The organism is Ochrobactrum sp. C6C9, from assembly GCF_022627935.1.
In the GTDB taxonomy this organism is placed as follows: Bacteria; Pseudomonadota; Alphaproteobacteria; order Rhizobiales; family Rhizobiaceae; genus Brucella; species Brucella teleogrylli.
Map to the genome: position 1 here is coordinate 91,463 of NZ_JABXGB010000011.1, position 21,123 is coordinate 112,585.

A 21,123-nucleotide genomic window follows, 5' to 3' on the forward strand; every position below is an offset into this window, starting at 1 on the left:
AACTATCCGGCGGGCTTTCCAATTTCGCAATTCTTCAGCGGGTGATTAAGCCGAAAGCGCCTTGAATTTGGCGAGGATCGCATCACCCATTTCGGTGGTGCCAACCTTGGTTGTGCCTTCCGACCAGATGTCCGCCGTGCGGATGCCATCGTCCAGAACACCGGCAATCGCTGCTTCCAGACGGTCGGCTTCGGCAACCAGATTGAACGAATAACGCAGGCACATGGCCAGCGACGCGATCATGGCGATCGGGTTTGCAATGCCCTTGCCAGCGATATCCGGTGCGGAGCCATGAACCGGCTCGTAAAGCGCCTTGCGCTTGCCGGTCTTGGCATCGACTGCGCCAAGCGAAGCCGACGGCAACATGCCGAGCGAACCGGTCAGCATGGCAGCGACGTCCGACAGCATGTCACCGAACAGATTGTCGGTCACGATGACGTCGAACTGCTTCGGCCAGCGGACGAGCTGCATGCCGCCAGCGTCGGCCAGCATGTGTTCCAGTTCCACGTCGGAATGCTTTTCCTTGTGACGCGCGGTGACGACCTGATTCCAGAGCACGCCCGACTTCATCACATTGCGCTTTTCCATCGAGGTGACCTTGTTGCGGCGCGTGCGCGCCAGCTCAAAAGCCACATCGGTGATGCGCTCGATTTCGTAGGTGTCATAAACCTGCGTGTCGATCCCGCGCTTCTGGCCGTTGCCGAGGTCGATGATTTCCTTCGGCTCGCCGAAGTAAACGCCGCCGGTCAATTCGCGCAGGATAAGAATGTCGAGGCCTTCGATCACTTCCGGCTTCAGCGAAGAGGAATGTGCGAGCGCCGGATAGCAAATGGCCGGACGCAAGTTTGCGTAAAGCTGCATGTCCTTGCGCAGGCGCAGAAGACCGGCTTCCGGGCGCACTTCATAAGGCACGCTATCCCACTTCGGGCCGCCAACAGCGCCAAACAGCGTGGCATCGGCTGCCAGCGCCTTCTCCATATCGGCATCCGAAATCGCCTGACCGTGCGCGTCGTAAGCGCAGCCGCCAACCAGACCTTCTTCGGTTTCAAAGCCGAGCTTAAGGTCCGAATTGAGGTAAGCGATGATCTTGCGGACTTCCGCCATGGCTTCGGGACCGATGCCATCGCCGGGCAGGAGAAGAAGTTTTCTGGTTGCCATAATGCCAAGCCTCTGTTTTTCAATGCACAATTACGAAAAACCGGGCGTCTTCCGAAATTGTTTTTCAAAGTTCCGGGAGGGTTATAGAGCCCTGTTGCGTGGCAGGCAACAATCAGCAGGCATGAAACTTATGAAAAAGATCGAGGCTTGTGCAGAAATTAAATAACCTATGCTGACACTCAGTCCACAAGCGTCCGCGCTTCGGATGGCAGCATGATGGGTATGCCGCCGCGCACCGGATAGGCAAGCTTTGCCTTGCGCGAAATCAGTTCGCTGTGCTCCGCGTCATATTCCAGCGCGCCTTTGGTCAGCGGACAGACAAGCAGTTCCAGAAGGCGCACATCGATGCTGCCGGTTTCAGTTTTATCATTCACCATTTCATATCCTCCGGATCATTGCAGGCGCGATCCGTAATCGTCGTCTTTCACTCTCGCCAGCACCATTTCCGTAATGGCGATCAGCGTCGCAGCACGCGTCTTGAGGTCGGGCGCCTCCAGCAATGCCTGCTTTTCGGCAGGCCCAAAGGGCGACATGATCGACAGCGCATTGACGAGCGTTTCATTTCCGGCGCGGGAGATGCTTTCCCAGTCGGCTTCCAGATTATGCGCTTCCAGATAGTCGCGGAAGGCACGAAGCAGCGCTTCACGGTCGATATCAGCCGTGTCGCGCGCCTCTTCCAGATCGGCCAGAAACGGCATGATCCGGCACTGGCGATAAGGCTGGCGGCAATTGACCTCCTCCTTGATACGGAAACGGCAAATGCCCTGAAGCGTGATCAGAAGCCGTCCGTCGCCGGTCTCCGCATAGGTCGTTATGCGACCGAGACACCCAATGCTGCTCAGCGGCGGACGAAGGCTTTCGTCCAGTTCATTGACGCCCTCGTCGTCGTCGTCATCGATTTGCGGCTGGATCATGCCGATGATCCGCTTTCCGGCAAGCGCGTTTTCCACCATCGCCAGATAACGCGGCTCGAATATGTTCAGCGGCAGTTGGCCGCCGGGCAAAAGCAGGGCACCTTTCAGCGGAAATATCGGAACCAGGTCCGGAATGTCGGAACCCGTTCTGTAGCGGGCATTACCCACTTGCATTGCAACCTCCTTTGGGATGCTTCGCGCAATCCACGCGCGCAGCATCCTGACAGTCAGATTTCCCGCCGCTTTTATCGCCTACGAAAACAGCAGCGAAGACAGCTTCCGGCGGGCCGAAAGCGTCGCCGGGTCCGTATTGCCCCATGCTTCGAAGAACTGGAGCAGTTGCTTACGCGCGCCATCCTCGTTCCAGCTGCGGTCGGCCTTCATGATGGCCAGCAGTTCGTTGGCGGCATCGTCGCGACGGCCCTGCGCATTGCGCACCTGCGCCAGATCGAAACGCGCCTGATAGTCCTGCGGATCAGCCTGAAGACGCTTTTCCAATTCAACCGGGTCACCAATCAGCTTGACCTGATCGGCAAGCGCCAGCTTGGCTTCGAGCGCGCGCACCGATACGGCATTCTGCTTATCGGCAGGAATGGCGGCCAGAATTTCGCGTGCCTGTTCGGCATCGCCCGATTCCAGAACGCAAGACGCCAGACCGACAATCGCATCGACATTGTCGGGCGCGGCTTGAAGAATGGAACTGAAAATCTCACCAGCCTGAACGTAATCGCCGGATTCAAGCAGTTCCTGCCCGGCTGTTACCGCCTCGGCAATCGCGCTTTCCTGATCGCTTGGCCCGCCGATCTTGGCGATGAATTCCTTCACCTTCGATTCCGGCAGTGCACCCATGAAGCCATCAACCGGCTGGCCGTTGACGAAGGCGATAACCGCCGGGATGGACTGGATGCCAAGCTGGCTCGGAATGGACGGGTGATCGTCGATGTTCATCTTGACGAGCTTGACCACGCCGCCCGCTTCCTTGACGGCCTTTTCGATAACCGGCGTCAGCTGCTTGCAGGGCCCGCACCACGGAGCCCAAAAATCGACCAGAACCGGCTGCTGGCGCGATTCGGCCAGCACATCGGTCTGAAATGCCGCAGTCGTCGTATCCTTGATCAGATCCGCCCCGCCCACGGGTGCCGGCGCCGAACCGAAAGAAACATTTGCCGTCATCTGGCCGCCCGTATTGGCGTAAGGATTGTTCTGGCTGGTCATGGAATATTCCTCATATCTTCCGGCCCTGTTCATGCACCCCGCATCAAGGCCGGTGTCGATCTTTTCAGTTCGTGCTTGTCAATTTGTATCTGTTCCGGCGGATTTCAAGACGCGTAGTCTATACCGTTGCGTCTGCCTTCGCACCTTCTGATACTGCAAGGATACGTGGTTCGTGACCGGTCGATTTCAGGAAGGCGATGAGGTCTTCGCGCCGGATCGAGGTGGTGGCTTCGTTGGTCAGCGGGTGTCCGTTGATGACATCATATTTCATCAGATCCGCATCGATGACGACCTGAACATTGTGGTCGCGGTCGTTGATCGCGCCGAACACTGTCACCGATCCCGGAATGACACCCAGATATTCCAGCAGCTTTTCCGGTTTGCCAAACGAAACGCGGCTTGCCGCACCGATCACCTGATGGATCGACTTCAGATCGACCACGGCATCTTCCTCCACGGTCACGAGAAAGAAATTGTCCTTCTTGTCCTTCAGGAACAGGTTTTTGGTGTGTCCGCCGGGAATTTCGCCACGCAAGCCTTGAGAATCCGCAACCGTGAACAAAGGCGGGTGTTCCACGGTCGTCACCTCGATACCGAGATTTTGCAGATAGTCGAGAAGCTCCTTCGGCGACAAAGCCATGATTCCACCCATTTCCATTCAATATTCAAATTGTTCCGTTCAGGTTTATAGACCATGGCATGCACGGCTGTAACCACCCGAACCGAACTTTGGACAATCTCCGGAAAACGACATTTTATTGTAATTTCCCTGTTGCATTCCGAAATGCCTTAGTCCATATAGCGCCTGCCTGATGGAAACGACTTCCTTCGGAAACGTTTTCAGGTCGAAACTGGCGCGAGCGGGTGTAGCTCAGGGGTAGAGCACAACCTTGCCAAGGTTGGGGTCGAGGGTTCGAATCCCTTCGCCCGCTCCAGTTTCCAGCAAGGCAACGATCAAAATCCCGGCTTCGTCCGGGATTTTTGCTTTTGTGGGTTTCCTTTCGAACAGATTCAGCGCTGCCAGCAAACTGAGCTAGCGCTCAGTTGCCGACAAATTCGAACTTGTCCACGTCCACCAGACCGCGATCCGTGATTTTCAGATGTGGGATAACCGGCAGTGCGACAAAGGCCAGTTGCAGGAATGGTTCTTCCAGAACCGAGCCCAGTTCTTCGGCAGCATGGCGCAGCTTGCGCAATTCCTCCCGCACCACCTCATAAGGCTGGTCGCTCATCAGTCCGGCGATGGGCAAAGGTAGTTCGGCCAGCACCTTGCCATCGCGAACCACCACGAAACCGCCTTCGATCTCGCCAAGCCGGTTGGCGGCGACCGCAATATCCTCGTCCGATGTGCCGACGGCACAAATATTGTGGCTGTCATGGCTGACAGTTGAAGCAATGGCTCCCGCTTTCAACCCGAAACCATGCACAAAACCGGTGGCGATATTGCCATTCTTGCCGTGGCGCTCAACCACCGCGATTTTCACAACATCCTGTTCGAGATCGGGTTCAACACCCTTCGATCCGACTTTCAGCTCGAATTCGAGGCTTTCGGTGATGATCTTGCCGGGAATGATGCCAATGGCGCGCGTCTTGCCGCTGTTGGAATGCGAACGGAAATTGGCAGCACTGACACGCTGCGCCTTCACGCTGTTGCGCCCCACTTCGGCGATTGTCTTGCGCTGGGCAAAAAGCTCTTCCGAAACCACACGTCCTGCCGAGAGGACGATCGCGGCATGACAACCTTCCAGACTGTCCACGATCACGAGATCGGCGCGCTGCCCCGGCGCTACCAGCCCCCGGTCAAACAGGCCAAATGCACGGGCCGCCGAAACACTGGCCGCACGATAGATGGCCAAAGGCGACACGCCGCCCGCAATAGCGGTGCGGATCAGATAATCGAGATGGCCCTGATCAGCGATATCGAGCGGATTGCGGTCGTCGGTGCAAAGCGCCAGAAACTGCGCGTGGCGCTCGGTGATGATCGGCATCAGCGCCTTGAGGTCCTTGGAAACCGAACCTTCGCGGACCAGAACATGCATGCCCTTGCGCATCTTCTCCAGCGCTTCTTCGGCACTTGTCGCCTCATGTTCGGTACGAATGCCGACGGAAATGTAGCCGTTCAGGTCCTTGCCGCGCAGCAGTGGTGCATGACCGTCGATGTGTCGCCCCTGAAATGCGTTGAGTTTGGCCATGCATTCGGGGTCTTTGGCCAGAACACCCGGAAAATTCATGAACTCGGCCAGACCGATCACCTTTGGATGATCCGCGAAGGGCAGAAGATCGCCGATCAGCAGTTCCGCACCCGCCGTTTCCATATGGGTGGCAGGCACGCAGCTTGACAGCTGAACGCGGATATCCATCACGGTTTCCAGCGCGCTGTCGAGGAAGAACTTAATGCCCTCCGCGCCCAGAACATTGGCGATTTCATGCGGATCGCAGATCACCGTCGTCACGCCTTGCGGCAGTACGCAGCGATCGAATTCATGCGGCGTGATGTGCGAGGATTCGATGTGCAGATGCGTATCGATAAAGCCCGGCACGACGATGCGCCCCGAAATGTCGATTTCCTGCTTGCCGGAATAGGTCCCGAACGTGCCGACAATGCGATCCCCGCAGATTGCAATATCGCTTTCCACCAGCTCGCCGGTGACAAGATCGAAGAAGCGGCCACCCTTCAGCACGATATCGGCAGGCTCGCGGCCCACGCCTTGATCGATCATCCGTTCCAGCATCGCTTACTCCATTCACAACTGAATCAATTCGAAAGAGGTTATCATAATGCAAGACGCGGCGGTAAGGTCGCCCTTCCGCCGCGCCGTCGATAACAATACCGCGTTGTCAGCGGCGATATTCCATGATGCGGCTGCGGCTCAAAACCAGTTCGAGACGATTACCGTCGAGCTGGTGCAGACAGACGCGCCGCGTCCACGGGCCGTCTTGCAGCGTGAAGAGCGCCCGTCCATTGCCCATGTCTTCCAGCGGTATGGCGCGGCGTGTGGGACCGATTCCCCAAATGACATGCCCGTCCCTGATATCGAAACTGGCGCCATAAGCCGATGCCTGCCAGTGGCCATCCAGTTCTCTTCCGGCAGGCGACACCGATGCCGGATTCAGGCGACACGGGGCATAGCCGATTTCACCTTCCAGCACGTCACCCGTCCAGCGCAGCTTGACCGGCGACGACGCAGAAAGGGACGAGAACCAGCCATCACCAACGCTGTAGAGCGTTTCTTGGGCATCAAGGCAATTGGCGACGCCATTGCGCATTTCCAGCCATAGCGACCCGGTTTCGGCAACGTACAATCCGTCCGGGATCGTGCAATCGGTATCGGGCAGCTGCAAACTATAGAGGGCGGCCATACAATCGCGCGCGATCCTATAAGTGTCGGCGTCTTCCCGGTTGGACACAACAACCATGCCGCTTTTCGCAAGCGGATCGAGCAGAAAATAGCTCTTGTAACCGGGATGCGAACCGCCATGGCCGACAAATGCCCGTCCGTCCACGCCGTTCCAGCGCAGGCCCAGACCATAGCCGGTCGGACGTCCGTTCGACAGGGTGCGTTCCGCAGAGAGTTTTGCGAGCAATCCCCTGTAAGCACCCTCGCCTTCCAGAAGCGCTTGCGCCCAGATCGTCAAGGCCATGCCGCTGCCGACCAGACAACCCGAAGCGGAAAGATGCAAGCCAGCAGCGCTCAATTGCCACTTGTCGCCCGCCTGAAAGTAACCCGGCGCCAATCCCTTGATCGGATCGTTCCACAGATCGGGCGCATCAATTGAAAGGCCAAGCGGTGCCGCAACTTTGGCCTTTATGAAATCGCGAAAGCTTAAGCCTTTGCGTTCCAGCGCGGCTTCCACCAGCCGATAGCCGGTATTGGAATAGGAAATTTCGCTGCCTGCTTCAAAATTGAGCCGCGTCAGCGATGCTATAAAATCCAGAAGCTGGTTTGCTTCAGTCTGCGTGTAGACGGAAAGACCAAGCAGTGTCAGGCATTCGCGCGTATCAGGCAGGCCGCCGGTCATATCCAGCGCACGGCCCACGCTCACATCCGCCAGCGGGCTTTGCAGTTCCGGCAGATGGTCACCGAGACGATCATCGAGGCTTATGACATCGCTATGGCTCAGAACCATGGCGCAGAACAAATGCTTGGTGATGGACGCGTAGCGCACGACCGTATTGGCCGTAAAGGGAACCCCCGTTGCGAGGCTTTCCAGCCCGCCCGCATAAGCGAATTTGACCCCGTCCAGATCAAAACCGATAATCACACCGCCGGGCTCATCCTTCGCCCAGCTTCTCGAATAGACCTTCGCAGCCTGTGAGGCAGCGTTCCAGTCCGCATGCATTGGCATAAAATCTCCGTCAGACAGCTCTTGCATTTCAACGCTCCCTGCATGCGCAATTCCCCCGCCGCCGAGCTGTTCCACAATCCCGGATGCCGAATGTTCACTGTCTCAAGAAACATCGCAGCACCATAGCATGGGATCGTAGCCGACCGCAGATAAATGGGATTCTCTTGTCCACGCAAGACCGCCTCACTGTACGGTGTGAGACACATGGCGCAGAAAACTCGTTTGCAATTTGCCCTCAGCGGGTCCACTACGCCATTGAACTGAATGATCAGCGTGAAGGAAAACTCCCAACATGGCGACAGAACAATTGATTCCGGTATTCGATGGGCACAATGATGTTCTGCTGCGCCTGTGGTCTTCCAACAAGCCTACGCCTGAAAAGCGCTTCCTGGAAGGCGAAGATGTCGGGCATATCGACCTGCCCCGCGCCCGCAAGGGGGGCCTCGGCGGTGGACTATGCGCGGTCTATGTTCCGTCTCCTGCCCGTGAGCTTGACGCCGACGGCAATCTGCCAACGCCAAGCCAGCCCGATGCCATGAAGGCGACGCTGGGCATGGCGTCCATTCTGCAGAACATCGAACGCAAGTCGGAAGGGCAGGTCCGCATCTGCCGGACGGCTGCGGACATTCGCGACGCTTTTGCCAAGGGCATCTTTGCTTCCGTTTTTCACATTGAAGGGGTGGAAGCTTTCGATGAAAGCCTCGATGCGCTTTATGTGCTGCACGCAGCCGGCCTCCGAACGCTCGGCCCTGTCTGGAGCCGCCCCAATATTTTTGCCCATGGCATTCCCTTCCGTTTTCCATCATCGCCCGATATCGGGGCGGGCCTGACCGATCACGGCAAGGCGCTGATCCGCGCCTGCAATGAACTGAAGGTCATGGTCGATCTTTCCCATATGAATGAAAAAGGCTTCTGGGATATTGCCGCTCTATCCGATGCACCGCTGGTTGCGTCGCACTCCAATGCCCATGCGCTTTGCCAGCAAAGCCGCAATCTCACCGACCGGCAGCTTGACGCCATTCGCGATACCGGTGGTCTTGTCGGCCTGAATTTCGGCGTCGGCTTTCTGCGCGAAGATGGCAAACGCGACCCGAATACCGATCTGAACGAGCTGGTGCGCCATGCCGACTATATCGTCAACCGCATCGGCATCGATCACATCGCGCTTGGTTCGGACTTCGACGGCACGACGATCTCGAACAGCCTGCATAGCGTCGCCGACCTTCAGCGTGTGATCCAAACCTTCCGGGCACATGGTTATGACGATGCATCCCTCGTCAAACTGGCCCATGGAAACTGGATTGACGTGCTGGAGCGCAGCTGGGGCCAATAAGACCGAAACAATTCTGCGAATCCAGACAAAGTATCGAGGAGGCATTCCGGGCCTCCTATATTTTTTGCTCAAGACAGCAACACCCGTCTCCTGTAACGTCATAAAACCTCCGCAGTTAATCCACAGCCACTCACAATTTTTCGCGGGGCTTTCGATTTTTTTCTTTTCGATAGCTACTATTTTCGGGTTTACTCTGACATAGGTGAAATCGAAGGTTGATCCTTCCCTAAAAATTGCATTCATATAAGCGTAATAACGATAATGCAGGTTCCGGAGTTATCGCGAGCAGGCTTCGCTGTTCCTGATATTCACGCAACCTCAACTCCGAGGAGGAAACATGCTTACCCGTCTGATCTCGACCTCTGCGCTTACAGGCGCGCTTGCTCTTTGCATCGGTTCGCAGGCATTTGCCCAGACCGAGTTGTCCTGGTGGCACGGCATGACCGGCGCCAACAACGAAATGATCAACGAACTCACCAAGGAGTTCAACGAAAGCCAGAGCGATTACAAGGTTGTTCCGGTCTATAAAGGCAGCTATCCGGAAACGTTGAACGCTGGCATTGCCGCGTTCCGTTCCAAGCAGCCGCCGGCAATTCTTCAGGTCTTCGACGCTGGCAGTGGCGTGATGATGGGTGCAGAGGGTGCCGTGGTTCCGGCAGCGGAAGTGCTGGAAAAGGGCGGCTTCAAGTTCGACAAGTCGCAATATCTGCCGGGTATCGTCGCTTATTACTCCAAGCCGGACGGCACCATGCTGTCCTTCCCGTATAATTCCTCGTCGCCAATCCTCTATTACAACAAGGATGCCTTCAAGAAGGCTGGTCTGGATGAGAACAACCCGCCAAAGACCTGGCCGGAAGTGTTTGAAGCCGCCAAAAAGATCAAGACGAGCGGCGCTGCGGCTTGCGGTTTCACCTCGACCTGGCTGACCTGGATCCAGACCGAAAACTTCGCAGCCTGGAACAACGTGCCCTATGGCACCAACGAAAACGGCCTCGGCGGCACCGATGTGAAGCTGGAAATCAATTCCCCGCTTTACATCCAGCATTTCCAGTCGATTGCCGATCTCGCCAAGGATGGCACTTTCCGCTATGGCGGTCGCACCTCGGAAGCAAAGCAGCTCTTCACCTCGGGCGAATGCGCCATGCTGACGGAATCGTCCGGTGGTCTCGGCGATGTGGTCAAATCCGGCACCAATTACGGTATCGGCCAGCTGCCCTATTATGAAGGTCATGGGCCTCAGAACACCATTCCCGGCGGTGCGGCTCTCTGGGTTTTCGCTGGCCTCAGCGACGACCAGTACAAGGGCATTGCGCAGTTCTTCAACTTCCTGTCGCAGACCAAGATTCAGGTCAAGCTGCACGAGAAGTCCGGCTATCTGCCGGTGACGCTGGCGGCTTACGAAGAAACCAAGAAGTCGGATTTCTATGAAAAGAATCCGGGGCGCGAAACGCCGATCCTGCAGATGATGGGCAAGGCCCCGACCGAGAACTCCAAGGGCGTGCGCCTCGTCAATCTGCCGCAGGTGCGCGATATCCTGAACGAAGAGTTCGAAGCCATGCTCGGCGGCAAGCAGGACGCGAAGACCGCGCTAGAAAACGCTGTCAAGCGTGGAAACGATGCGATCGCAGCCGCACAATAAGTTTTAAATCAAGCAATGCCGCCTGCTCTTAATCGAGTGGGCGGCTTTGTTTCCTGCAAGGAAATCGCCGTGCAGAAAGTCACATTCCCCAATAAGATCTTGCCCTATTTCCTGCTGGCGCCGCAAATCGCGCTGACGCTGGTGTTCTTCTTCTGGCCCGCCAGTCAGGCCATTTATCAGTCCTTCATGCGTGAAGACGCGTTCGGCCTGAAATCCACCTTCGTAGGGCTGGCAAATTTCAGCGCGGTTCTCTCGGACCCGAACTATCTGCATTCCTTCAGGGTCACGATTGTCTTCAACGTCCTGACGGCTTTTGTGGCCATGGGCGCAGCCTTGTTGCTGGCGACCGCAGCCGACCGCGTCATACGCGGCAAGACCTTTTATCGCACATTGCTGATCTGGCCCTATGCCGTGGCACCTGCGGTCGCTGGCATGCTGTGGCTGTTCATGTTCAACCCGGCGATGGGTACACTCGCCTATATACTGCGCCGCAACGGCATCGCATGGGACCCGCTTCTGGATGGCAATCAGGCTATGGGCCTCGTTGTTTTCGCGGCGGCGTGGAAACAGATTTCCTACAATTTCCTGTTCTTTGTTGCAGGCTTGCAGGCAATTCCTAAGTCCTTAATCGAAGCAGCGGCAATCGATGGCGCGCGCGGCGCGCGGCGCTTCTGGACCATCGTGTTTCCACTGCTGGCACCGACTTCGTTCTTCCTGCTGGTAGTCAACACGACCTATGCCTTCTTCGATACATTCGGCATCATCCATGCCGTCACCGGCGGCGGTCCTGCCAAGGCCACGGAAACGCTAGTCTACAAGGTTTACAATGATGGCTTCGTCAATCTGAACCTCGGCTCGTCGTCGGCCCAATCGGTCATCCTGATGGCCATCGTCATCGCCCTGACTGCCTTCCAGTTCCGCTTCGTTGAGAAGCGCGTGCATTATTCGTGAGCGAGGCGGCCATGATCGAAAAACGCCCAATCTCCAATCTGATCGGCCACCTGATCCTGATCATCGGGATCATCATCGTCGCCTTTCCGATTTATTACACCTTCATCGCCTCGACGATGAGCTCGTCGGAAATCATCCGCCCGCCTATCTCGCTCCTGCCCGGCGATAATCTCATCGAGAACTATAACGAAGCCATATTCGGCGGCGTGGAGCGCGTTGTCGGTGTCAGCCTTGAACGGCTCTTGTGGAACTCGTTCGTCGTGGCGATGGCGATTGCCATCGGCAAGATCATCATCTCGTTCATGTCGGCCTTTGCGATTGTCTTCTTCCGCTTTCCGCTGCGCATGTTCTTTTTCTGGATGATTTTTGTGACGCTGATGCTGCCGGTCGAAGTGCGCATCCTGCCCACCTACAAGGTCATCGTCGATCTTGGCCTGATCGATACCTATGCAGGGCTTACACTGCCCCTGATGGCATCGGCGACGGCGACCTTCCTGTTCCGGCAGTTCTTCCTGACCATTCCGGGAGAACTGGTCGAAGCCGCGCGCATCGACAATGCAGGACCGTTCCGCTTCATGCGCGACATTCTCCTGCCGCTGTCGAAGACGAATATCGCAGCGCTTTTCGTCATTCTCTTCATTTACGGATGGACCCAGTATCTGTGGCCCCTGCTCGTTACCAATGATGCGAAAATGAACACGATCATCATCGGCCTGCGCCGCATGGTCGATTGGGCCGACGCATCCACCCCATGGAACTATGTCATGGTAACGGCAATTCTGGCCATCATCCCGCCGATCCTCGTTGTCGTGCTGATGCAGCGCTGGTTCGTCAAAGGTCTCGTGGAAACGGAAAAATAATGAGCAAAATCGTTCTTGATAATGTCCGCAAGAGCTATGGTGCCGGCATTGAAGTCATCAAAGGCGTTTCACTGGATATTCAGGATGGCGAATTCGTCGTTCTCGTCGGCCCATCAGGCTGCGGCAAGTCCACATTATTGCGCATGATCGCAGGGCTTGAAGGCATCACTGGCGGCACGATTGCCATTGGCGACCGTGTGGTCAACGATGTCGAGCCAGCCGAACGCGACATCGCCATGGTGTTCCAGAACTATGCGCTTTATCCGCATATGTCGGTGCGCGATAACCTCGCTTATGGCCTTAGAAACCGCAAAACGCCGAAAGACGAGATCGAACGCCGGATCGCTAAGGCCGCCAAGGCGCTGGAGATCGAGCAGTTTCTTGACCGCAAGCCGCGCCAGCTTTCGGGCGGCCAGCGCCAGCGCGTTGCCATGGGCCGCGCCATCGTGCGCGAACCGGCGGCATTCCTGTTCGACGAGCCGCTTTCCAACCTCGATGCTAAACTGCGCGTTCAGATGCGCGTCGAGATCAAGCGCCTGCAACGTTCGCTCGGCACCACCAGTGTTTATGTGACCCACGACCAGATGGAAGCCATGACCATGGCTGACCGCCTCGTCGTGCTCAATGCCGGGAATATCGAGCAGGTCGGCACGCCCATCGAGCTTTACGAAAAGCCTGCTTCGACCTTTGTGGCAACCTTCATTGGTTCCCCGTCGATGAACCTAATGGAAGGCGGCGCAAGCACGCTGTGGCAGCCGGGCAGTGCCATCACTATCCCGTCAGGCAGTTTCACGCTCGGCGTGCGCCCGGAAGATATTCGAATCATCGAAGCCGGAGAACCGCCGGCAGATGGCTTCAACGCCGATGTGCGCATTGACGCTATTGAACTGGTTGGCGCGGAAAGCTTCATCCATGGCTCGCTTTCCGATGGCAAGCCGCTGGTCTTCCGCGTGGCCGGACGCTCGGGCCATGCAATCGATGAAGTCGTGAAGGTCGGCGCTTCAGCGCAGAACGTGCATCTTTTTGATGCGAATGGCCGCCGTATCGGCGACTGATTGAAACAGTCTTGCGCTCTGCAACCAGAGCGCAAGACGCCGCCTTTTCTTATATGCGCAATGTTTACATCACCTTGAATAATCAATTTCCGTTTGAAATTTTATGCGTTACACAGAAAGGGAATAATTTTCTCATTTCTGGGAATGCGTACTGAATGACTCATCAACAGATACTGTCCTTCGCTGTGATCGTACTCATGATGGGGGCTTTTATCTGGGGCAAGTTTCGATACGACATCGTGGCGCTTTGCGCGCTTCTGCTTGCCATCGCGGTCGGTGTCGTCCCCTATGACCAGGCGTTCAGTGGGTTTAGCGACGATATCGTCATCATTGTCGGCAGTGCGCTGGTGGTTAGCGCGGGCGTCGCACGCTCTGGCCTGATGCAGCTTGCCGTTCAGCGGTTCCTGCCCGAAATGAACAGCGTTCGATTGCAGCTGGCCGTGCTGGTCGCCATCGTGACGGTTCTTTCCGCCTTCGTGAAGAATGTCGGCGCGCTGGCGATCATGATCCCTGTCGCCTTTCAGTTTGCCCGCCGCTCCAATGTCTCGCCCTCGACATTCCTGATGCCGATGGCCTTCGGCGCGCTGCTCGGCGGGCTGATGACGCAAGTTGGCACCTCGCCCAATATCGTCGTTTCGCGTATTCGCGGCGAAATGGTCGGCGAGCCTTTCACCATGTTCGATTTCACGCCGGTCGGCGCTGTGCTTGCCGCTGTCGGCCTCGTCTATCTCGTGTGCTTTTACTGGCTGGTGCCGCAGCGCACCCGCGAGAACGTTTCGCTCAACGAAGCGATCAAGATCAAGAACTACGCTTCCGAAGCCCGTGTTTCAAAATCCTCGCCACTGGTAGGCAAGCAGATATCCGAACTGATCCGTCCCGCCGAAGGTGAGGCGATGGTCACAGCCATCATCCGCAAGGAAGGGCGCATCACGCCCCTGCCCGACACAGTCCTTGCCGAAGACGATATCGTCATGCTGGAAGGCGATCCGAAAGCGCTCGATACGGTTGTCAGCGCCGGAAAGCTGACCCTGTCCGAAAATCGCGACCCGAAAGACACGAGCGGCTCGACCGACATTGAGGTGGTTGAAGCCGTCATCGGCAAGAATTCCCATCTTGTCGATCTTTCGGCGCAACGGCTCGAGCTTTATGCGCGCTATGACGTCAATCTCCTCGCCGTCAGTCGTCCCGGCGAGCGCATCACGGAACGATTGAGCGAAGTGCGCCTGCGCTTTGGTGACGTGCTGGTGCTGCAAGGCAGACAGGCCAGTCTTTCGACCTTCCTGCCGGAATTCGAGCTTTTGCCTCTGGCGCGGCGCAAGCTGATGCTTGGAAATGTCCGCAAGAGCCTGATACCACTGGCAATTCTGATTGTCGCCATTGGCGCGACCGCTTTCAGCATCGTACCGGTTGCCATTGCGTTTTTCGCAGCTGCGGTTGCGATGCTGCTTTTTAAGGTGATCCCGCTCAACGAAGTTTATGACGAGATCGACGGACCTATTCTGGTGATGCTCGCGGCGCTCATACCCGTATCGGACGCACTCAGGACCACAGGCGGCACTGATCTGATCGCCGAATCCCTCGCCACCATTGGTCATCAGCTGCCACCCGCCGGTGCACTGGCGCTGATCTTGGTCGCCGCAATGATGGTGACGCCGTTTCTCAACAATGCCGCCACGGTTCTGGTCATGGCACCCATTGCAACCAGCTTTGCCGCTGGTCTTGGCTTCAGGCCTGAAGCTTTCCTGATGGCGGTGGCGATCGGCGCGGGATGCGATTTCCTCACGCCCATCGGCCATCAATGCAACACGCTGGTCATGGGACCGGGCGGTTACAAATTCAGTGATTATTCCCGCCTTGGGCTGCCGCTTTCCATCATCATCGCGATCGTAACCGTGCCGACATTGATGTTCTTCTGGCCGCTGAAATAGGACCGCTCAGAGCTTCTGCGCGCGAACCCAGGCAAGGCTCTCCGCCACGATTTTCCCCACCGGGTCGGCAACGTCTGCCCGGAAAACAAGCGGCTCGCCCACCGGGTTTTCCAACGTCGCGATCTGGCTTTCGAGCATGGCGACCGGCATGAAATGGCCAGTGCGGTGTCCCATATGCTCGTGGAGAACTTCGAATGTTCCATCGAGGAAGATAATCAGAACCGGTGCACCGGCAGCAGCGCGTAAGCGGTCGCGATAGGTCTTTTTCAAAGCGGAACAGGAAACGACGATGCCATCATTTGCAGCGGCAAGCTGTTCGCCGATCTTGTCCAGCCACGGCCAGCGGTCTTCATCCTGAAGCGGAATGCCCGCCGACATTTTATCGACATTGGCCTTGGGGTGGAGGGAATCCCCTTCCAGAAAGGGCAGCTGCAATTCGGCAGCGATCTTCTCACCGACAGTGGACTTTCCGGAACCCGAAACGCCCATAACAATCATACGCAGCATCAATATCCTCACAGGCTCGCCGACACGCTGGCACCGGCATGCGAAGTCAAAAAGTCTTCGCTGAAACAAAACCGGATCACGCAACACGAGCGATGTGCGGCGTAACCCGTCGGCCTGTCAAGCTTCGGTAAAAAATAATCGGCCTTCGCGCGCTAAAGTTTTTAGTTCAGCGGGATTGCGTTACCATCCTTGTGGGCCTGATAAGCGCCGGACATCGCATCATATTTCGCGCGAATGGCATCAAGACGCTTTTCTAGCCGCGAACGATCCGGCTCCGGCAAACTTGCAACGAGCTTCGGCAGGGAATGGCTATGCCAGAAGGCATTGTCACGATTATAGCCGCCCGGTTCCAGCGTGAAAACTTCTTTGAGAATTTTCAGATCGTGCGGAATTGAAAACGCATCGCGCGAATCTTCATGGCTGAACAGATAATAGAAATTGTCGAAGCCGCTCCAGGTGATGGCCGAAAGGCACATTGAGCATGGCTCATGGGTGGAAAAGAACACCATATCCTTGGTGTTCGGCCTGCCCTTTTCCGGCATTTCATAAAAGCGCTTCAGCGTGTGCACTTCACCATGCCAAAGCGGGTTTTCCGTCTCGTTGTTGGTTTCTGCCAAAACGAGCGAAAGATCGGACTTTTGCAGCAGGGCTGCACCGAAAATCTTGTTGCCAGCGGCAACGCCTTTTTCCGTCAGCGGGATGATATCATTCTCGAGAACTTCAATCAGTCGTTCCAGAAGCTTCAAATCGTTCGACTGCAAAGGCTCTCTCCTCATCTCTGGTCAGGAAGTGCGCCGGGCGCGGACGCCCAGCGCTGCAAGACTATTCTGCGAAGAACGCGAAGCGGATCACGAACAGTGCCGCCACCAGCCAGGTTGCGAGGTGAACCTCACGTGCCTTGCCTGTGAAGGCCTTGAGCACGACATAGCTGATGAAGCCAAAGGCAAGACCGTTGGCGATCGAATAGGTGAGCGGAATGGCCAGAGCCGTCAACGCGGCAGGCGTTGCTTCCGTAATGTCGCTCCATTCAATCTCGGTCAGTTCGCGCATCATGAGGCAAGCCACATAGATCAGCGCGGGTGCGGTTGCATAAGCAGGCACCGAACCGGCGAGCGGCGAAATGAACAGCGCTGCAAGAAACAGCAGCGCCACGACGAGCGCCGTGAGACCGGTGCGACCGCCTGCCTGCACGCCGGAGGCGCTTTCGACATAAGCCGTCGTGGACGAGGTACCGAGCAGCGAGCCGCCGAGAATGGCCGTGCTATCGGCAAAAAGTGCGCGGCCGAGACGGTTCGGCTTGCCCGGTTCGATCAGGCCGCCACGCTTGGCAACGCCGATCAGCGTGCCCGTGGCGTCGAAAACTTCGACCAGAACAAAGACGAGGATCACGTGCAGAATGCCGGTGTGGAGCGCGCCCATGACATCAAGCTGCAGGAAGGTCGGCGCAAGGCTTGGCGGTGCAGAGAACACGCCATTGAACTGGCTGATGCCGAGCGCAATCGATGCAATCGTAATCACCAGAATGCCGATCAGGATCGAACCACGAACCTTGAGCGCATCCAGAACCGCGATGATGAAGAAACCGGCAATAGCGAGCAGGGTGCCAGCTTTGGTCAGATCGCCGAGTCCGACGAGCGTTGCTTCATTGCCAACCACGACGCCTGCGGTTTTGAGGCCGATCAACGCCAGGAACATGCCGATACCGGCGGCGATGGCGCTGCGCAGCGAATGCGGGATGCCTTCAACCAGCCAGCGGCGGATACCCGTTACTGTCAGAAGGAGGAAGATGATGCCGGAAATGAAAACCGCACCAAGCGCCTGCTGCCAGCTGAAGCCCATGGCTCCAACGACCGTGAACGCGAAGAACGCGTTGAGGCCCATGCCGGGCGCCATGCCGATCGGCCAGTTGGCAACGAGAGCCATGATGATCGAGCCGAGCGCTGCCGCAAGACAGGTCGCCACGAACACCGCGCTCTTATCCATGCCCGTGGTGGACAGGATATCCGGGTTGACGAAGATGATGTAGGACATGGTCAGGAAGGTCGTTACGCCGGCGATGATTTCCGTCCGCGCGTTGGTGCCATGTTCCCGTAATTTGAACAGCTTTTCGAGCATCGTTCCTCCGAGGCAAGTAGGCCCATTTCTTGGGTGCCCACGCCAATTCCGCCACGGACAGATTTGCTGCGCCGCCACGGAATGCAGAATGGAGCAACCCTTTGGGATTGCCAAAATGTTAGACGCCGCCGCATTTTGCACGGACGGACTGGTTCCCCATACACCTCATTGCAGGCAATGCACAGTTCTCTACACGATCTGCACACAATTCTGCCTTGAGAATGCCTATTTATTGACTTGATGAAGTGTGGACTGACTTGTCCCCGAACACCAGTTCCCCATTTGCGGGGAAATATTTGAAAGTGCTTCAAAAAAAAGCACCCGTCTTGGCGACGAATGCGATCTTCAACATGCTGATTAGAAAGCGCTTTTCAGCAAAAGCGCGGTCGCATACATGCCAAGCGCAAAAAATGTATGCGCGACGAGGTTCATAATACGGACATGACGCGCATTCGGCAAACGGGATGCCGCCCAGCCGATTCCCAGCCCCGGCTGCAGCAGAAACCAACCGGCAGCGACCGTTAATATGCCGAAGATCCAGACGGGCAGAAAGACAGGGTCCTCGAACCACGCCGCCCCGCCATAGAAAGCGAAAATCACGCCATAGAGAATGCCGACACCATAATGGCCGATCCAGCCAAGCGCGACCTCGTGCTTGTAGGGCGCAGCCTGGCCTATATCGTCATGGAATATCTGGCCTTTGCGAAGGTGCCAAAACCAGCGACCAACCCGCCCCCAGTTTGGAGCAGCCTGTCCCGGCATAGCTGCCAGTACGATTGCCCAAATATCCATCACCACTGTTGCGCCGATCCCAATCAGGATACCGCGCCATAGGAGGTCCATCATCTTGCGAGCCCCATCGCCTTGTGAGCTTTTATGTCATCGGGCGATCAGTTAGCAATCTGATCGCCCGATGCGCAAGGATGCCAGTCTCAGTATAGATGTTTTCACACAATATTACGGCCAAGCCGCTGTAACAATCGTTTGAATAGTCATTGCTCTGAAAAGAGAGCGACGATGAAGAAGCACTCAAAGCCTGAACATCTCAACCTTGAAATGCTCTTCATCATCAGCCCCCGCGAGATTGAGTATATGAGAGACCATGCAAGAAACAATTCAAAGTTGTCTCAAAACGGGATCAGAAATGTCCCAAATGCGATTGGATTTCGAAAAAACCGGCGAAAAGAGAGTGGATCCCACGGCAAAACAACAGCCATGCGACAGTTATATCACCCGTCTGCAAGCTCGAATTTTTAAAGAATCGGAGGAATAGAATTGCCAGCTGGAATGCGCTGATCACAAAAGAAATTGCTAAAATACTCTATGGCAAGGCAGAAAAAGCAAAAGCGCCGGGACTGGAGACCGACGCTTTGTCACTTTATTTCAATTGTACTTGCGGGGCGATCCTTCGAAAGACGCTCCATAAGCACTTATCGACCGAATACGGCGCTCTGAATCTGCGAACGCGAAACGCCGATGTCGGCAAGAAGATGGTCGTCCATTGCACCGAGTTCACGAACTGCACGGCGACGGGATACATACTGCTGGAATTTCTGACGAATGTTCATTTGCTCTCTCCTCGTTTGGATGAGCATGAAATAGGCGTTTGTCTAAATTTCCACCACGGATATGATTGCAAATGAGGCATGCGTTTTCGCGAGAGCTCCAAGCCTTGAAAAAGGCGAAATCGCACCTCTCGATTTATACTGGCTCAGCAGCAGTTTTACTAAAATGTCTTTTGCCAATGTGTCTCCAATCGATTAGAGGATCGACAAGAGCCTCCTCCCCTCTTTTCGGCCTCCGCGGTTTCGGACCCGTCTTTACGGACATAGTCATGCTTTACGGAATTTTCCTCGCGTTTGCTTCCTATGCTGCATTCGCTATCAGTGATGCCTGCGTCAAATTCATTGACGGCTCGCTGTCTCCCTACGAAACCGCCTTTTTCGGCGCAGTGCTCGGTTTGCTTGCCGTCCCTTTCACCAAGAAAGCCACCGACAGCTGGCTCGATATGTTTCGAACCACCAATGTGAAGATGTGGTTTCTGCGCATGGTCACGACCACGATGGGGACTGTCGGCAGCGTCACCGCATTTACACATCTTTCAATGGCGGAAGCTTTCGCCCTGATTTTCCTGTTGCCTGCATTCGTCACTATATTGTCCGTCGTGTTCCTCAAGGAACAGGTCGGCTGGCGGCGCTGGCTGGCAGTCGCCATCGGCTTTGCGGGTGTTCTGGTGGTTCTGCGGCCCGGCTTCCGCGAATTGTCCATTGGCCATCTCGGTGCGCTCGCCGGCGGCATGGGTGGCGCAGTCGGCATCATCATTTTCCGCGTGATGGGTAAACAGGAAAAGCGCATCTCGCTTTATACAAGCGGGCTCATCGGCCCCATCGTCATCTGCGGCGCGCTGATGCTGCCGACCTATCAGGCACCCGATACGATGCAATGGGTCTATCTGGCTGGATATGGCCTGCTGGCAGCACTCGCCAATATTCTGCTCATGCTGGCGGCACATCACGCGCCTGCCAGTGCGATTGCATCGCCGCAATATAGCCAGATGATCTGGGCGATCCTGTTCGGCTATTTCGTCTTCCACGATCATATCGATATGGCGATGCTGATCGGCATTGTGCTGATCGTCATTTCCGGCATGTTCACATTCATCCGCGAACGCCAGCGCGGCGTCGAAGGACCGCCCGCCGTCGCTACATCCGACCCGACGCCTGCGCTCGTGGAAGAAAACCCCACGCAAAAACGTCTCATTTCGCGATGAACGATATTCAGCGGGAAAAGCCACCGCCTGATGGCGGTGGCCACCACATGCACGTGCTGCATGGCAGGCATGCACGGAACTCTCTTCAAAACGCCCGGCTTCATCGCCATTTAAAAGTCACGGACGAAGAAACTGTCCGGACTGGAGATGAAAAATGTTTGCCCGTTTTAACAATCGTTTCGGTCGTGCATTCGCGCAATTTGGTAGCGCTGTCCGCGCTTCGGCTGCGGTGCGGGTTGGTCATCAGCCTGCCGCGAAAGACCTCGAGACGCTCGGCATCAATGCAAAGCAGTTCCGCGAAATTCACGGATAATTTTCGCGTAAAGAGTAT

Annotated in this window: 20 protein-coding genes and 1 tRNA gene; 9 read left to right on the forward strand and 12 right to left on the reverse strand. The window is 56.4% G+C overall.

Features of this window, described 5'->3' with window-relative positions; genetic code table 11:
* Positions 1-45: 45 nt before the first annotated feature.
* The 5 genes from leuB to HWD97_RS11055 form a co-directional block, all read right to left on the reverse strand.
* On the reverse strand, positions 46-1,158 hold the full coding sequence (leuB, locus tag HWD97_RS11035) for a 3-isopropylmalate dehydrogenase (protein WP_078336896.1): 1,113 nt from the start codon (positions 1,156-1,158) through the stop codon (positions 46-48).
* A gap of 179 nt (positions 1,159-1,337) precedes the next feature.
* Entirely contained in the window at positions 1,338-1,532 is a 195-nt protein-coding gene (locus HWD97_RS11040; protein WP_109367978.1) for a Trm112 family protein, read from the reverse strand.
* A gap of 18 nt (positions 1,533-1,550) precedes the next feature.
* Positions 1,551-2,246: an LON peptidase substrate-binding domain-containing protein gene (locus HWD97_RS11045; protein ID WP_109367977.1), complete on the reverse strand. Its 696-nt coding sequence runs from the start codon at positions 2,244-2,246 to the stop codon at positions 1,551-1,553.
* 78 nt (positions 2,247-2,324) lie between these two features.
* Positions 2,325-3,287, reverse strand: a complete 963-nt coding sequence (gene trxA / locus HWD97_RS11050; RefSeq protein ID WP_371835013.1) for a thioredoxin — start codon at positions 3,285-3,287, stop codon at positions 2,325-2,327.
* A gap of 118 nt (positions 3,288-3,405) precedes the next feature.
* Positions 3,406-3,927: a prolyl-tRNA synthetase associated domain-containing protein gene (locus HWD97_RS11055; protein WP_109367976.1), complete on the reverse strand. Its 522-nt coding sequence runs from the start codon at positions 3,925-3,927 to the stop codon at positions 3,406-3,408.
* 220 nt (positions 3,928-4,147) lie between these two features.
* Here HWD97_RS11055 and HWD97_RS11060 point away from each other — a divergent pair.
* A tRNA-Gly gene (locus tag HWD97_RS11060) sits at positions 4,148-4,222 on the forward strand.
* 105 nt (positions 4,223-4,327) lie between these two features.
* Here HWD97_RS11060 and ade read toward each other — a convergent pair.
* Positions 4,328-6,019 (reverse strand): adenine deaminase, encoded by a 1,692-nt coding sequence (gene ade, locus HWD97_RS11065; RefSeq protein ID WP_109367281.1) that lies wholly within the window; start codon positions 6,017-6,019, stop codon positions 4,328-4,330.
* Between the two features lie 106 nt (positions 6,020-6,125).
* Complete coding sequence (locus HWD97_RS11070) at positions 6,126-7,634, reverse strand: serine hydrolase (RefSeq protein WP_109367280.1); 1,509 nt, start codon at positions 7,632-7,634, stop codon at positions 6,126-6,128.
* Positions 7,635-7,926: 292 nt separating this feature from the next.
* Here HWD97_RS11070 and HWD97_RS11075 point away from each other — a divergent pair, with 292 nt between their 5' ends.
* The 6 genes from HWD97_RS11075 (at position 7,927) to HWD97_RS11100 (ending at position 15,400) form a co-directional block, all read left to right on the forward strand.
* Positions 7,927-8,967 (forward strand): dipeptidase, encoded by a 1,041-nt coding sequence (locus HWD97_RS11075; protein WP_109367279.1) that lies wholly within the window; start codon positions 7,927-7,929, stop codon positions 8,965-8,967.
* A gap of 337 nt (positions 8,968-9,304) precedes the next feature.
* Entirely contained in the window at positions 9,305-10,606 is a 1,302-nt protein-coding gene (gene ugpB / locus HWD97_RS11080; protein ID WP_167836081.1) for a sn-glycerol-3-phosphate ABC transporter substrate-binding protein UgpB, read from the forward strand.
* A 69-nt stretch (positions 10,607-10,675) separates the two neighbouring features.
* Complete coding sequence (gene ugpA / locus HWD97_RS11085) at positions 10,676-11,557, forward strand: sn-glycerol-3-phosphate ABC transporter permease UgpA (RefSeq protein WP_109367974.1); 882 nt, start codon at positions 10,676-10,678, stop codon at positions 11,555-11,557.
* A gap of 11 nt (positions 11,558-11,568) precedes the next feature.
* Positions 11,569-12,417 carry a sn-glycerol-3-phosphate ABC transporter permease UgpE gene (gene ugpE / locus HWD97_RS11090; protein WP_121538360.1) on the forward strand — a complete coding sequence of 283 codons (849 nt, stop codon included), beginning with the start codon at positions 11,569-11,571 and terminating at the stop codon, positions 12,415-12,417.
* Positions 12,417-13,472: a sn-glycerol-3-phosphate import ATP-binding protein UgpC gene (locus HWD97_RS11095; RefSeq protein ID WP_109367278.1), complete on the forward strand. Its 1,056-nt coding sequence runs from the start codon at positions 12,417-12,419 to the stop codon at positions 13,470-13,472. Before ugpE ends, HWD97_RS11095 begins: the two co-directional genes overlap by 1 nt.
* 155 nt (positions 13,473-13,627) lie before the next feature.
* Positions 13,628-15,400: an SLC13 family permease gene (locus HWD97_RS11100; RefSeq protein ID WP_109367277.1), complete on the forward strand. Its 1,773-nt coding sequence runs from the start codon at positions 13,628-13,630 to the stop codon at positions 15,398-15,400.
* Between the two features lie 6 nt (positions 15,401-15,406).
* Here HWD97_RS11100 and HWD97_RS11105 read toward each other — a convergent pair whose 3' ends face one another.
* The 5 genes from HWD97_RS11105 to HWD97_RS11125 form a co-directional block, all read right to left on the reverse strand.
* Positions 15,407-15,907 carry a gluconokinase gene (locus HWD97_RS11105; protein WP_109367276.1) on the reverse strand — a complete coding sequence of 167 codons (501 nt, stop codon included), beginning with the start codon at positions 15,905-15,907 and terminating at the stop codon, positions 15,407-15,409.
* 161 nt (positions 15,908-16,068) lie between these two features.
* A complete protein-coding gene (locus tag HWD97_RS11110; RefSeq protein ID WP_109367275.1) occupies positions 16,069-16,668 on the reverse strand; it encodes a deaminase in 600 nt (199 codons plus the stop codon).
* Between the two features lie 61 nt (positions 16,669-16,729).
* Positions 16,730-18,022 carry an NCS2 family permease gene (locus HWD97_RS11115; protein ID WP_121538279.1) on the reverse strand — a complete coding sequence of 431 codons (1,293 nt, stop codon included), beginning with the start codon at positions 18,020-18,022 and terminating at the stop codon, positions 16,730-16,732.
* 357 nt (positions 18,023-18,379) lie between these two features.
* Positions 18,380-18,868, reverse strand: coding sequence for a DUF2938 domain-containing protein (locus HWD97_RS11120; RefSeq protein WP_167836080.1), 489 nt, complete (start codon positions 18,866-18,868; stop codon positions 18,380-18,382).
* A gap of 584 nt (positions 18,869-19,452) precedes the next feature.
* The gene (locus tag HWD97_RS11125) at positions 19,453-19,590 is read right to left on the reverse strand and encodes a DUF1127 domain-containing protein (RefSeq protein WP_078336882.1); all 138 of its coding nucleotides are present in this window, start codon (positions 19,588-19,590) and stop codon (positions 19,453-19,455) included.
* 266 nt (positions 19,591-19,856) lie between these two features.
* Here HWD97_RS11125 and HWD97_RS11130 point away from each other — a divergent pair, with 266 nt between their 5' ends.
* On the forward strand, positions 19,857-20,792 hold the full coding sequence (locus tag HWD97_RS11130; protein WP_371835014.1) for a DMT family transporter: 936 nt from the start codon (positions 19,857-19,859) through the stop codon (positions 20,790-20,792).
* A 154-nt stretch (positions 20,793-20,946) separates the two neighbouring features.
* Complete coding sequence (locus tag HWD97_RS11135) at positions 20,947-21,105, forward strand: hypothetical protein (protein ID WP_167836079.1); 159 nt, start codon at positions 20,947-20,949, stop codon at positions 21,103-21,105.
* Positions 21,106-21,123: the final 18 nt, after the last annotated feature.

Bases quoted from the DNA above. Each gene is read 5' to 3' on its own strand.
- leuB (WP_078336896.1), bottom strand. From the start codon at position 1,158: ATGGCAACCAGAAAACTTCTTCTCCTGCCCGGCGATGGCATCGGTCCC.
- HWD97_RS11045 (WP_109367977.1), bottom strand. From the start codon at position 2,246: ATGCAAGTGGGTAATGCCCGCTACAGAACGGGTTCCGACATTCCGGAC.
- trxA (WP_371835013.1), bottom strand. From the start codon at position 3,287: ATGACCAGCCAGAACAATCCTTACGCCAATACGGGCGGCCAGATGACG.
- HWD97_RS11055 (WP_109367976.1), bottom strand. From the start codon at position 3,927: ATGGCTTTGTCGCCGAAGGAGCTTCTCGACTATCTGCAAAATCTCGGT.
- ade (WP_109367281.1), bottom strand. From the start codon at position 6,019: ATGCTGGAACGGATGATCGATCAAGGCGTGGGCCGCGAGCCTGCCGAT.
- HWD97_RS11070 (WP_109367280.1), bottom strand. From the start codon at position 7,634: ATGCCAATGCATGCGGACTGGAACGCTGCCTCACAGGCTGCGAAGGTC.
- HWD97_RS11075 (WP_109367279.1), top strand. From the start codon at position 7,927: ATGGCGACAGAACAATTGATTCCGGTATTCGATGGGCACAATGATGTT.
- ugpB (WP_167836081.1), top strand. From the start codon at position 9,305: ATGCTTACCCGTCTGATCTCGACCTCTGCGCTTACAGGCGCGCTTGCT.
- ugpE (WP_121538360.1), top strand. From the start codon at position 11,569: ATGATCGAAAAACGCCCAATCTCCAATCTGATCGGCCACCTGATCCTG.
- HWD97_RS11095 (WP_109367278.1), top strand. From the start codon at position 12,417: ATGAGCAAAATCGTTCTTGATAATGTCCGCAAGAGCTATGGTGCCGGC.
- HWD97_RS11100 (WP_109367277.1), top strand. From the start codon at position 13,628: ATGACTCATCAACAGATACTGTCCTTCGCTGTGATCGTACTCATGATG.
- HWD97_RS11105 (WP_109367276.1), bottom strand. From the start codon at position 15,907: ATGCTGCGTATGATTGTTATGGGCGTTTCGGGTTCCGGAAAGTCCACT.
- HWD97_RS11115 (WP_121538279.1), bottom strand. From the start codon at position 18,022: ATGCTCGAAAAGCTGTTCAAATTACGGGAACATGGCACCAACGCGCGG.
- HWD97_RS11120 (WP_167836080.1), bottom strand. From the start codon at position 18,868: ATGATGGACCTCCTATGGCGCGGTATCCTGATTGGGATCGGCGCAACA.
- HWD97_RS11125 (WP_078336882.1), bottom strand. From the start codon at position 19,590: ATGAACATTCGTCAGAAATTCCAGCAGTATGTATCCCGTCGCCGTGCA.
- HWD97_RS11130 (WP_371835014.1), top strand. From the start codon at position 19,857: ATGCTTTACGGAATTTTCCTCGCGTTTGCTTCCTATGCTGCATTCGCT.
- HWD97_RS11135 (WP_167836079.1), top strand. From the start codon at position 20,947: ATGTTTGCCCGTTTTAACAATCGTTTCGGTCGTGCATTCGCGCAATTT.